Raw genomic sequence first — 12,405 nt, forward strand, 5'->3', positions numbered from 1 at the left:
GGATTGCTAGGTCAGAATCTGGGCCGAGAGGGGACTGTCGGGTTTTGGGTCTCGTCCACTATATAGCCGTTATTTGGGGAGGCAGTCGCAGCGCTACACGTTCGGCTAAGATCTGCTGCCAGAGTATGTCGGGATCTGCTTTGCTTCCCGATTACGGAGCCGGTTTGCAGCGACGGAGGCCGATCGCCGAATCCTTGAACATTGTCGCATGAGCCAAGGTGGCACGAGAAATTCAACAGGCATCCCTGTCCGTATCTCGACGGTTGGCCTGCGATTTCTGAACTGCTAGACTCAAACCCTTTCCTCGCTGATCAGGCGGGAGTTGCGGTTGGCCTGCGATTTCTGAACTGCTAGACCCCGCATCCCTCGCCACCCCGCCCATTGCCACGTTGCGGTTTGCCTGCGATTTCTGAACTGCTAGACCTGACCGCCGTGCTTGGCGATGCGCTTCGGAGTTGCGGTTGGCCTGCGATTTCTGAACTGCTAGACCTTGCCCCACCCCGACACAGCCGACACAGCAGTTGCGGTTGGCCTGCGATTTCTGAACTGCTAGACCTGATGTGGGTACAAGTTATTATTTTAGAACGGTAAAATGCCACGTCAGGGCTAGCGGGAACTGCGTTAAAGATCAAAATAGGGCTAGTTGATGCGGGTTTTTTGTCTGCCGCTTGCGGCGCTGGCCCGAAAATCTGACGATGTTTTCATATTGTTTGTCGGTGAAGGTTAGGACGTGCACGTCCCCCTTTTCCGGGAGGTGGCGCTCGATCCGCTTCAAATGGGTCTCGTAACTATCAACCCCGTTACAAAAACGTGTATAGACCGAAAATTGGCTCATCTCAAAACCCTGATCGAGCAGGAATTCGCGGAATTTGGTTGCCTCCCGAGATTGTTTCGCTGAGCCTACCGGTAGATCAAACATGACGAATATCCACATCAGCCGGTAACCACTCAGGTGTGACCCATGGGGCATTCCTATTCAATATCGGCGAGCGTTCTAGAAAGTGTCGTCCAGTCCGCTGATGTCGGCGGGTCAAAGAGCATCAGGGTGGCAACCCCTGTCTCGAAGCTGTGCGCCAACGACTGGGCAAGCCGCTGCGCCGCCACAGATACGGGAGAAGTTACGCCAGCCATGCGCACATCGAACGCGATCAGTTTGGCAAAGCGGCGCTTCAGCGGCGGGTCCAACGCTTCCGCACCCTGACCAATCATGGACATTACCAAAGCATCGACCAACGGCCGGAACGGTTCGATCAGATCGTCGGCCAGCGCAAAGGCGTTCCCGCGATGCTCATGGTGGATACCGACGGTCGGATGCAATCCTGCAGCCACAACCGCGCGAGCTACCGTTGCGCGCATTACCGCATAGCCATAGTTGAGCAGAGCATTCGTGCCGCCCCCCTTTCGATCTCGGCGAAAATCAGGTCCCATCAGTGCAGGCCAGTATCGGCGCGCCGCCTGTGCCTCCATATTATCCGGATCGCCGGATCGGACCCTGCGGGCGAGTAGGTCGAAGGAACTGGATTCCGAAACGGCACGAGCGGCAAGCAGCGATCCTTGCATCTTGATCTTGGCAACCACGATGCGCCGCCAGAGCTGTTTGGCCAGTGGCCGCCCGGCCTCCCACTGCGCCCTCATCTTCCCATTCTGAGCATGGTGGCCATCGATCGGAAGCGTTACCGCCACGGGGGAGTGGTTTGATCCGCAGAATATGATCGGTGCTCCGCGTTCGGCGAGGGCTACGACCAGATTGCTGGTCCAAGTGCAACCATGAGCGTGGACCATGACGGCATGGATATCATCGAGCGGGACCCGCCCAATCTCTTCACGCTCCTGCGTCACGATCAGAAAGCCGCGATAGGAAGATATATGGAGCCCGTCAGTCGCAATATCGACTATGCGGTCCATATATCCTTCTCCCGTTTCAGAAAATGACGGCGACCAAACTCCCGTCAGCGAGGTCCGGGATCAAAAATCCGTCCCAGCGGGTCTACCCGCACCTGGCGTGCTTGGACCCTTTTAAGACCGCCGGCCGATGAGTTGATATATTTGAAAGGATCGACATCCGAAGGTGTCGCATCGCGCGCCTTCAACGGCCCGGCTTCCGTGGATGGAGCTAAATGCAAACTGCCGTTGGTCGAGAATTTGACGACGCGGACAATCTCGCGCGGTCCGCCATTGCGCTCGATCGCGAGCATGTCATTCTGGTGCAAGCTTAGGATTTTCCGGGCAGCGGGGTGTGGCCGCCGGTCCGCTTGACCCACCTGATGCGCGTCGAACATTGGCACAACATCAGACACCCATTTGCCACCGGGTAGCTGCCAGACGTCGAAACGCGCGTTTGCGTCACCCTTATAGGCTTTGTAGACCCGTCCGCTTTGATCCTTGATGGTAATGACATTGAGCGGCTCGCGAACGCGTATACGACGAATGCCACCGAAGACCCGGTCTTGCTTCGCAAAGCGCACTAGTGCCGCCTCATAGTCCTTGCCAGTCGAACCCTCGGTTGCGCGGTAGAGCGCGTCACGCAACGCTTTATCGGCAATGCGATCGGGGTCGGTTAGATCGGTGGATTTCAGGCTCATGAGGGGGACCCGGTGCACAACGACAGGAACGCCCTTGGCGTTCACCTCACCCGTAAGCCCGTAAGCCGTGTCATTGTGCAGTCGGCCCGCCGTCATATCTTTGCCGGGTAAGGGACGCCCCTTGCGGCCGTGGTCTGGCTTGTGGCTGACCACGACCGCCGACAATCGTTCACCAAGCTCCTCGCGAAAGCCGGCCCAAGGTTGATCCAGACCTTCGAACAAACGATCCAGATTCCTGTCCTCAGCCAATCCTGCGGTACGTGCGATCCGCTGCATCAATCCTCGCGTCGTCACAGCGACAACAGCGGCATCAATCGCGTGGTGTCGATGATCGAGCCGGTTCTTGGGCGCGTCACTATGCTTGTTTTCGACGATATTATGATCGGGCAACAGGCTGTTCAGTCCCCACAGTCGGCGGAGCATCGCTGTCATTCGACCCGGAATAACGTAGACATTGCCTTCGCTCTTGTTGCCAATGCTGTCGTCCAATGTTCGAGAATAAGGGAGAATATGGTCAATGTCGGCTTCGCCGGAAAAAAGCATCCGCATCCCGATCGGTTCGCCGCAATAGGGGCATCGTCGATCCAGCGGATTGGCGGGATTGAGTTCTTCCCAAATCCGCAGCAGCGCTCGGTTTGCTCCATTGTCTACGAAGCCCTCGGTTTCCAGCTTCTTGGAGCGCGCCTGAGCCGCAGCCGTATCTCGGCGGATGCGCCGGTTATGTTCTTCCTTGTCCTTTTCGTTGAGTTTGAGTTCGCGCGCCAACTCGACAACTATCTCGTTGGGCCGACCATGTAAGGTGATGATAGCGTTCATGAGTTTTTCGAGCTGGCGGAGCCCGATATGGACCGTGGGGTTGGTGATCTTACCCCAGCGCTTTTCTGGGGGGTCGTTCGGGTCCTGAGTCCCAGGCGGAATATGTCGGGTCAGTAATTCGCCGTAGTAGGGCAGCTGACTTAGGATCTCGCCCGTGCGGTTATCTGTATGATGCCAGCCAGCTCGGCCCACCGCCTCGGCATAGGTGATGACTTCCTTCTTCAGCTCATCCAAAATTCGGGACGTGGCGTTTATACCGAGGCGGCCATAACCTTCTGGCAAGGAGGCCTTGGCAGTCGTGTCAGCGCGCTCGTCATCCAGTCCGCACTCCCCAGTAAGGAATTCATGGAGTGTGTCGGGGTTTTCCTCCTCCATCAGGCGCTCGATAATCTTCCACTGCCGCGCGCGATCAAAATGCTCCCAGGAGTTTCCGAAGCGCTTCTTGTCCGACAGGGTCGCATGGACCTCATTACCTGCTAACTGGGTGCGGGTTTCGCTGGCCTTGTTGAAGCTCTGTCCGGGTTCCAGCTTGAGCAATCTGCCGAGGCTTTCGAAATTGGCGGCCCTCACCCCGCGCAGCTTGAGAATCAGCCGATCGCGTTCGTCCATCTTCAGCTTGCGGTTCGGTGCTCCGGGTGTCGTTATCTCAAGCTGATTTACCTCCTCATATAACCGGCGCTCCTGAAACAGCGGATGAGCCCTGGCCAACCGAAATTCGTTGTGAACGAACGTGCAAATGCCGATCGCTTGCTCCTTCAACGGACGCTGAAAGAACAGGATGCGGTGTAGCTCGGCTCGCGCCGCATCCGTCAGCAGAGTCGGATGATGCTTCGCCTGCTCTTCCCAAATGCGCCCAAACTCGTATTCGATATGGCGGCGCTGAGGGTAAAAATCATAAGTTTGATTTTCGCCGTTCATTCTGACGCGCTTGGTTTCCAGACCAGCTAGAAACTGGCCGAGTGTGTCGGTACCCGCTTCGGCCATCGCTTCATCAAGCCCGCGAGCGGCACTCGCGATCTTACCTTCCTCGTTGTCCCCACTCTTGCGCTCGGCCTTGCGATTGGACTTGAAACCCCGTCGTTGGTTCAGGTGAAATAGCACCCGACCAATTTCGATGGGCGCCAGCTTTTCGTCCAGCGCGCGGGCGCGCAGGGGATAGGGATCGCGCTGTGCAACCATCTGCGCTTCATCGGCATCATCTGGCATCAATCCATGAGCGACCAAGGCTTCCAGAAAGGAGGAGCGCCTTCCAAGATAGCGATCACGCCGCCGCCGGGCGGCACGTGCTTCGCGGCGGTCCACTGCTAGCGATGTACCTGACTGTGGATCGCGCCCATCGGAAAAGATGCGGGCGCCGATGTCGACGATACGGCTGTCGTCTTCGGTCAAGCACCAGCCGATGCTGTTCGTCCCGATATCTAGCCCTAGTCGGCGCATCCGCCCCCCTCTTTTCTGAAGGGTGGCAGACGCGGCCGAAACAGGCAATTGACATCTCATCCGATACGGCTGAAACTGATAACTCAGAAATCGCAGGCTGGCTGTTAACAAGCAGTTTAACTGCACCAAATAAGGGCGAGGCTACGGCCTCGCCTTTTTTGTTTCGTGATGGCTATTATCCCCGGCGTTTAGCGGGAATCGCCGTGGGCATTCACGCTAGACGCTTCGATCAAGTGCATGGTTTCGGCTTCCCCGAGTACCCGGTAAGGGTGGAGCTTGGGTGCCACACTGCTGCACAAACTTCGCCGCAGCGCGGCGATTGATCTAACGACATCAGTTCAATGACTGAGTGTGAATTGACTCTTTTGATGGGAGCAGCTTTTCTGACGCGAAGGTCTCTCCCGAGTGACCACAGTTGGGGCGCGAAGCAGTCATCGGGACGGCACCCTCTCATATCATCTTCCGACGGATACCCGCCTCTGGTCTTATCCGAAAAATTCGCCGAAACATGGCGCGGCCGAGCAGGAGAGGGTGAATATGGCGTCAGCGTCCGAAGGATCGGGTCCGAAGCATCATCGCGCCACGCAGAATGAGAAGCTGGTCATCGCTGCCTCGTCGCTCGGCACCGTGTTCGAATGGTATGACTTCTATCTTTACGGCCTGCTGGCGACGTTCATCTCGGCCAAATTCTTCTCGGGGGTGAACGAGACCACGGGGTTTATCCTCGCGCTGGGTGCGTTCGCGGCGGGGTTTGCGGTTCGTCCCTTCGGCGCGCTGGTGTTTGGCCGGATCGGCGATCTGGTCGGGCGCAAGAACACCTTCCTCGTCACGATGGGGATCATGGGCCTCTCGACCTTCGCGGTCGGGCTGTTGCCCTCCTATGAGACGATCGGGGTGGCGGCCCCGATCATCCTGGTGGCGCTGCGTCTGTTGCAGGGGCTGGCGCTGGGCGGGGAATATGGCGGGGCGGCGACCTATGTCGCCGAGCATGCGCCGAACAACAAGCGCGGGCTCTATACCAGCTGGATCCAGACCACCGCAACGCTTGGCCTGTTTGCCGCGCTGCTGGTCGTCATCGGGGTCCGCTTCACGCTGGGCGAGGATGCTTTTGGCGACTGGGGCTGGCGGATGCCGTTCCTGCTGTCGATCATCCTGCTTGGCGTATCGATGTGGATCCGCCTGCAACTCGCCGAGAGCCCGGTCTTTCAGAAGATGAAGGACGAGGGCACCACCTCCAAGGCGCCGCTGACCGAGGCCTTTGCGCGCTGGGGCAATCTGAAATGGGTGATCATCGCGCTGACCGGCGCGGTCGCGGGGCAGGCGGTGGTCTGGTACACCGGCCAGTTCTATGCGCTGTTCTTCCTGGAAAAGACGCTCAAGGTCGATGGCGCGACCACCAATATCCTGACGGCGATCGCGCTCGCCATCGCCACGCCTGCTTTCGTGTTCTTCGGATGGCTGTCCGACCGGATCGGGCGCAAGCCGATCATTTTGGTGGGCTGTGCGATCGCGGCGATGAGCTATTTCCCATTGTTCAGCGCGCTGACCGAGGCCGCCAACCCGGCGCTGGCGCGCGCGCAGGCGACGGCCCCGGTCACGGTATTCGCGCATGACGGCGACTGCTCGGTCCAGTTCGACCCGATCGGCAAGAACAAGTTCGATGCCAGGAGCTGCGACATCGTCAAGGCGTTCCTTGCCAAGGGCGGCGTCAGCTATAGCAATGTCGAGGCGCCCGCCGGGACGATCGCGTCGATCCGGATCGGCGGCACGAGCATCGCCGCGCCCGATCCTGCGAAGGCGCATGGGGCCGAGCGCAAGGCCGCGATCGAGGCGTTCCAGGGCGAGGCGGGGGCCGTGCTCCGGGCGGCCGGCTATCCCGCCAAGGCGGATCCCGCAGCGATCGACAAGCCGAAGGTCGTGATGATCCTGACCATGCTCGTGCTGCTGGTGACGATGGTCTACGGGCCGATCGCGGCGCTGCTCGTCGAACTGTTTCCCAGCCGGATTCGCTACACGTCGATGTCGTTGCCCTATCATATCGGCAATGGCTGGTTCGGCGGCTTCCTGCCGACGGTGGTGTTCGCGATGGTCGCCGCCACGGGCGATATATATTACGGCCTGTGGTATCCGATCATCGTCGCATCGGCGACCGTGGTCATCGGCCTCGTCTTTCTGCCGGAGACATATAAGCGCGACATCGATCAGTGACGCAGCCCTAAGCGGACATCAGGCCGCCGGTTCGTCGATGTCCTCATCGCCAAGGCGGCGGCCGCCGAGGCGGGGCAGGCGGCCGATCTGCCCCATCTCCATGATCTTGGAGCGTAGTTCGGCGCGTTTCTCATGGATCGACGCGATGACCGGGCCCATCGCCACGCCGAGGTCGACCAGCACCGCTTCCGACAGCTGAAGCGAGGATTCGAGCGTCTCGGGCACCGCATCGGTCGCGCCGGCGCGATAGAGCTCGGCGGCGTGGTTGGGATCGCGCGCGCGGGCGACGATCGTCAGCTCGGGATGGAGCTGACGGGCGTAACGGGTGATCCGAACGAGCTGGACCGGATCGTCCATCGTCAGGACTAGGGCACTGGCGCTGGCGAGATCGAGATGCTCGATCATGCCGGGGCGGGCGATATCGCCGAACATGATGTCATAGCCCCGGCGTCGCGCGCTGATCACCGCGTCGATATCGGCGTCGACCGCGAGATAGGGGCGTCCGTGCGCGTCGAGCATCTGCGCGACCAGTCGGCCGACCCGGCCGAAGCCGGCGATGATCGCGCGGCCCTGAACCGAGGCGGGGATATTGGGATCGGGCTGGCTCTCGCGATCGTCGAATTTGCGGGCGAGATCATGCCCGACCTTCGCGAGGATCGGCGTGATCGTCAGGCCGATGGCGGTAACGACCTGCCAGAAGGCGGCGTCCGCGGGCGCGATCAGCCGCGCCTGCGCCGCCACGCCGAGCACGATCAGCGTCGTTTCCGATGGCGAGGACATCAGCAGCCCGGTTTCCGCCGCGACCGCGCGCTTGGCGCCCCAGAAGCGCAACAGCAGCGCGGTGATCAGCGCCTTGACGATCACCACCGCGACGACCGCGAGCGCGAGTTCGTGCCAGTTGGCGAGGAGCATTGCCGGATCGAGCGACATGCCGACGGTGATCAGGAAAATGCCGAGTGCGAGCCCCTTGAACGGCGCTGTGACAAGCTCGACCTCGGCATGATAGTCGGTCTCGGCGATCAGCAGGCCGGCGATCAGCGCGCCGACGATGGGAGACAGACCGGCGGCCGTGGTGGCGATGCTGGCCAGGATGACGACGAGCAGGCTCGCCGACAGGAACATCTCCGGGTTCTTCGCGCGCGCGGCCTGGGCAAACAGGCGCGGCAGGAGGAAGCGCCCGCCGATCATCATCGCCGCAATCACCACGAAACCGATGGCGAGCGTGCGCAGCAGGCCGTCCCAACCGGCATTGTCGCCATAGGGGGCGAGCGCGCCGAGGATGAAGATGATCGGCACCAGCGCGAGATCCTCAAGCAGCAGGATCGCGAAGGCGCGCTTGCCGACCGCGCCGGTCGTGCCGACCATCGGCAGCACCAGCGCCGTGGAGGACAACGCCAGCGCAAGGCCGAGACCGAGCGCGCCGCCGGGCAGCTCGCCGAACACCCACAGGCCGACGCCGATGATCCCGGCCGAGAGCAGCAGCTTCGATGAGCCGAGCCCGAACACTGCGCGGCGCATGCCCCATAATCGCCGGAAGCTGAGTTCGAGCCCGATTGAAAAGAGCAGCAATATGATGCCGAATTCCGCGAAAGGCTCGATCGCGTGCGGGTCGCTGATCGTCACATAATAGAGCCAGGGGACATCATCGATCAGATGGCCCAGCGCATTGGGACCGACCAGTGCGCCGACCAGGATGAAACCGATGACGGGGCTGATCCTGAATCGTGTAAAGGCGGGGATAACGAGCCCCGCCGCCCCGAGAATGACCAATGTGTCGCTGAAGGCTGCCGAGGTGAGTGAAAAGGCCATGGGGGCGATAGTGGCTGCAACGCAACAAAATTGCCAGCCATCAGGGGAGGGTTTCGGTGATGCATAAGCGACTGGTGATTGCCGGCGGCGGACCGGCGGGGATGATGGCGGGACTGTTGTTCGCCCGCGCCGGCGTCGAGACGCTCGTGATCGAGAAGCATGGCGATTTCCTGCGCGATTTTCGCGGCGATACCGTTCATCCCTCGACGATCGCGCTGTTCGACGAACTTGGCCTTGCCAACGCGCTGCTCGCCCGCGAGCATGACAAGGTCACGGACATCAGCGCGCGTGTCGACGGACGCTATTATCGCGTCGCCGACCTCACCCATTTGCCGGTCCGCCACCGCTATATGGTGATGATGCCGCAATGGCATTTCCTCGATTTCGTCCGCGACGCGGCGGCGGCCTATCCGTGCTTCTCGCTGCGGATGGATGCCGAAGTCGCGGGATTGACCGAGCAGGCGGGCAGGGTGAGCGGCGTGCGCCTGGCCGGCGGGGAGGAGATCGGCGCCGATCTGGTGATCGCGGCGGATGGACGCGGATCGGTCCTGCGCGATGCGGCGGGTCTCGAAAAGCAGGATCTCGGCGCACCGATCGACGTCTTCTGGTTCAGGGTGCCGAAGCAGCGGAGCCCACGCAACGAGACCGCCGGGCAGTTTTCGCCGGGCACGGTGATCGCGATGATCGACCGCGGCGATTACTGGCAATGCGCGTTCGTCTTCGCCAAGGGCGGGGCCGACAAAATTCGTGCCGAGGGGATCGACGCCTTTCGCAGGCGGGTCGCGTCTGCCGTGCCCGAAATCGCCGGTGATCTTGGCGCGATCACATCCTGGGACGACGTGAAGCTGCTGGCGGTGTCGCTCGACCGGCTGACCCGTTGGCATCGGCCCGGCCTGCTCGCGATCGGCGATGCGGCGCATGCCATGTCGCCGGTCGGCGGGGTGGGGATCAACCTGGCCATTCAGGATGCGGTCGCCGCCGCCAATATACTTGCCTTGCCGCTATCGCAGGACGAGCCAGTCGATCAGCTGTTGAACGACGTGCAGAAGCGCCGGCTGTTTCCCGTCCGCGTCATCCAGGGAATGCAACGCGCGGTCCATGCCAGCGTGCTCGGCCCGGCGCTCGGCGCCACCGCGAAGATGAAGGCGCCGTTCGCGCTCAGGATGCTTGACCGCTTCCCGATCCTGCAGCGCATCCCCGCGCGAGTGGTCGGGCTGGGCGTGCGGCGCGAGCATATTCGTTCGCCAATGAAAAAGAGCGCCATTCCAATGGAATGACGCCCAAATCTCAGAGTTGAACCGAGCTTACGCCCAGGTGGACATTTCCTTTTCGAGGTTCAGGCGGATTTCCTCGAAGAACTGCTCGGTCGTCATCCAGGGCTGGTCGGGGCCGATCAGGATCGCGAGATCCTTGGTCATGCCGCCCTTTTCGACCGTCTCGATGCATATACGCTCAAGCGTCTCGGCGAACTTCACCACATCGGGCGTCTCGTCGAACTTGCCGCGGAACTGCAGGCCCTGCGTCCAGGCGAAGATCGAGGCGATCGGATTGGTCGAGGTCTGCTTGCCCTGCTGGTGCATGCGGTAATGGCGCGTCACTGTGCCGTGCGCGGCCTCGGCCTCGATCGTCTTGCCATCGGGCGACATCAGCACCGAGGTCATCAAGCCGAGGGAGCCGAAGCCCTGCGCGACGGTATCCGACTGGACGTCGCCGTCATAATTCTTGCAGGCCCAGACGAACTTGCCGCTCCACTTGAGCGCCGAAGCGACCATGTCGTCGATCAGGCGGTGCTCGTAGACGATGTTCGCGGCCTTGAACTTGTCGGCGAACTCGGCGTCGAACACTTCCTGGAACAAGTCCTTGAACCGGCCATCATAGGCCTTGAGGATGGTGTTCTTGGTCGACAGATAGAGCGGCCATTTGCGGTCGAACGCATAGTTCATGCTGGCTCGGGCGAAATCGCGAATCGATTCGTCCAGATTGTACATGCCCATCGCGACGCCCGACGTGGGATAGTCGAACACTTCATGCTCGATCTTCTCGCCATTCTCGCCTTCCCAGATCATCCGCAGCTTGCCGGGGCCGGGGACGAGGAAGTCGGTGGCGCGATACTGGTCGCCGAATGCATGACGGCCGACGACGATCGGGTCGGTCCAGCCCGGCACCAGCCTGGGGACGTTCTTGATCACGATCGGCTCGCGGAAAACGACGCCGCCCAGGATGTTGCGGATCGTGCCGTTGGGCGACTTCCACATCTTCTTGAGCTTGAACTCCTCGACGCGCTGCTCGTCGGGGGTGATCGTCGCGCACTTCACGCCGACGCCATATTTCTGGATCGCCTTGGCGCTGTCGATCGTGATCTGGTCGGCGGTCTCGTCACGCTTCTCGACCGAGAGATCATAATATTTGAGATCGATGTCGAGATAGGGAAGAATCAGGCGCTCGCGAATCCACTGCCAGATGATCCGGGTCATCTCGTCGCCGTCGAGTTCGACGACCGGGGTCTTCACCTTGATCTTCGCCATGTTTCTCAGTCTCCGGGGAGGGATAATGCGGGTGGTCCCTAAGACACGAAATCCCCCGGATCAACTGTGGCCGCGTCGATTTATCAGGCATTTCGCGAGGAAGCCCGGAACAGGAACGCGGCGGCAACGATTGTCAGTGCCCGCGCAGAGCCCTAGACCTTGATCGTTTCAGGCTGAAAAGCCTGAAAACGTGAATCAAGGTCCAGCCATCGTATAGAGCCTGATTCACGTCATCAGCGGAAGCGCAAAGCGCTTCCACCTCAGACGATCAGGCTCTAGGATGGCGTCATGACATCACTCGATAAACCCGACATCGGAACCACTTCGGTCAAGTGGCGCTGGCCCGGCGTGCACCCCGAAGGCCGCAAGTTCGTCCTGCTCGCCGCGGTAATCGCACTCGTCTTCGCATTGCTCGCCTGGGAAACGCTCGCCTGGCCTATGGCGGGCATCACCGTCTGGGTCGCGGCATTCTTCCGCGATCCGATCCGCACCACACCGACCGGGGAGGGGCTGGTGATCGCGCCCGCCGACGGTCTGGTGACGATGATCACCACGGTGCCGCCGCCGCGTGAGATGGCGGGCGAGGATGGGCTTGGCGATGCGCCGATGACCCGCGTCTCCATCTTCATGTCGGTGTTCGACGTCCATATCAATCGCACCCCGATTGCGGGCACGGTCCGCAAGGTTGCCTACATTCCGGGGAGCTTCCTCAACGCCGACCTCGACAAGGCCAGTGAAGAGAATGAACGTCAGCATATCCTGGTCGAGGCTATCGACGGCACCCGCATCGGCTTCACGCAGATCGCCGGACTTGTGGCGCGGCGCATCGTTCCCTTCGTCAAGGCAGGCGATATCGTCGGCCTGGGGCAGCGGATCGGCCTGATCCGGTTCGGCAGTCGGGTCGACGTCTATCTGCCGGCCGGCACTGGCCATCGCGTAACGCTGGGTCAGCGGACGATCGCCGGGGAGACGGTCATCGCCCGGCTCGGCGAATCCGACCGGACCGTCGGCGCGGCGCAGTAGGACAT

Annotated in this window: 8 protein-coding genes; 3 read left to right on the plus strand and 5 right to left on the minus strand. The window is 61.2% G+C overall.

Features of this window, described 5'->3' with window-relative positions:
• Positions 1–628: 628 nt before the first annotated feature.
• From cas2 to cas9, 3 genes are read right to left on the minus strand one after another with little or no spacing between them, the layout of a single operon-like run.
• A complete protein-coding gene (gene cas2 / locus WP12_RS02940) occupies positions 629–970 on the minus strand; it encodes a CRISPR-associated endonuclease Cas2 (RefSeq protein ID WP_046192272.1) in 342 nt (113 codons plus the stop codon).
• A 2-nt stretch (positions 971–972) separates the two neighbouring features.
• On the minus strand, positions 973–1,905 hold the full coding sequence (gene cas1 / locus WP12_RS02945; RefSeq protein WP_046192273.1) for a type II CRISPR-associated endonuclease Cas1: 933 nt from the start codon (positions 1,903–1,905) through the stop codon (positions 973–975).
• Between the two features lie 44 nt (positions 1,906–1,949).
• On the minus strand, positions 1,950–4,895 hold the full coding sequence (gene cas9, locus WP12_RS02950; protein ID WP_327196185.1) for a type II CRISPR RNA-guided endonuclease Cas9: 2,946 nt from the start codon (positions 4,893–4,895) through the stop codon (positions 1,950–1,952).
• 477 nt (positions 4,896–5,372) lie between these two features.
• Here cas9 and WP12_RS02955 point away from each other — a divergent pair, with 477 nt between their 5' ends.
• Positions 5,373–7,043 (plus strand): MFS transporter, encoded by a 1,671-nt coding sequence (locus WP12_RS02955; RefSeq protein ID WP_046192275.1) that lies wholly within the window; start codon positions 5,373–5,375, stop codon positions 7,041–7,043.
• A gap of 18 nt (positions 7,044–7,061) precedes the next feature.
• Here the strand turns inward: WP12_RS02955 and WP12_RS02960 are convergent, their stop codons facing one another.
• Positions 7,062–8,852 (minus strand): cation:proton antiporter domain-containing protein, encoded by a 1,791-nt coding sequence (locus tag WP12_RS02960; RefSeq protein WP_046192276.1) that lies wholly within the window; start codon positions 8,850–8,852, stop codon positions 7,062–7,064.
• A gap of 59 nt (positions 8,853–8,911) precedes the next feature.
• On the opposite strand from WP12_RS02960, the gene WP12_RS02965 reads away from it, so the two are divergent.
• The gene (locus WP12_RS02965; RefSeq protein WP_046192277.1) at positions 8,912–10,129 is read left to right on the plus strand and encodes an FAD-dependent oxidoreductase; all 1,218 of its coding nucleotides are present in this window, start codon (positions 8,912–8,914) and stop codon (positions 10,127–10,129) included.
• Between the two features lie 27 nt (positions 10,130–10,156).
• Here the strand turns inward: WP12_RS02965 and WP12_RS02970 are convergent, their stop codons facing one another.
• Complete coding sequence (locus tag WP12_RS02970) at positions 10,157–11,377, minus strand: NADP-dependent isocitrate dehydrogenase (protein WP_046192278.1); 1,221 nt, start codon at positions 11,375–11,377, stop codon at positions 10,157–10,159.
• Positions 11,378–11,665: 288 nt separating this feature from the next.
• Here WP12_RS02970 and WP12_RS02975 point away from each other — a divergent pair, with 288 nt between their 5' ends.
• Positions 11,666–12,400 carry a phosphatidylserine decarboxylase gene (locus tag WP12_RS02975; RefSeq protein ID WP_046192279.1) on the plus strand — a complete coding sequence of 245 codons (735 nt, stop codon included), beginning with the start codon at positions 11,666–11,668 and terminating at the stop codon, positions 12,398–12,400.
• Positions 12,401–12,405 lie beyond the last annotated feature (5 nt).

Source organism: Sphingomonas sp. SRS2, from assembly GCF_000971055.1.
Taxonomy (GTDB): Bacteria; Pseudomonadota; Alphaproteobacteria; order Sphingomonadales; family Sphingomonadaceae; genus Rhizorhabdus.

Bases quoted from the DNA above. Each gene is read 5' to 3' on its own strand.
- WP12_RS02965 (WP_046192277.1), top strand. From the start codon at position 8,912: ATGCATAAGCGACTGGTGATTGCCGGCGGCGGACCGGCGGGGATGATG.
- WP12_RS02955 (WP_046192275.1), top strand. From the start codon at position 5,373: ATGGCGTCAGCGTCCGAAGGATCGGGTCCGAAGCATCATCGCGCCACG.
- cas9 (WP_327196185.1), bottom strand. From the start codon at position 4,895: ATGAGATGTCAATTGCCTGTTTCGGCCGCGTCTGCCACCCTTCAGAAA.
- WP12_RS02960 (WP_046192276.1), bottom strand. From the start codon at position 8,852: ATGGCCTTTTCACTCACCTCGGCAGCCTTCAGCGACACATTGGTCATT.
- WP12_RS02970 (WP_046192278.1), bottom strand. From the start codon at position 11,377: ATGGCGAAGATCAAGGTGAAGACCCCGGTCGTCGAACTCGACGGCGAC.
- cas2 (WP_046192272.1), bottom strand. From the start codon at position 970: ATGCCCCATGGGTCACACCTGAGTGGTTACCGGCTGATGTGGATATTC.
- WP12_RS02975 (WP_046192279.1), top strand. From the start codon at position 11,666: ATGACATCACTCGATAAACCCGACATCGGAACCACTTCGGTCAAGTGG.
- cas1 (WP_046192273.1), bottom strand. From the start codon at position 1,905: ATGGACCGCATAGTCGATATTGCGACTGACGGGCTCCATATATCTTCC.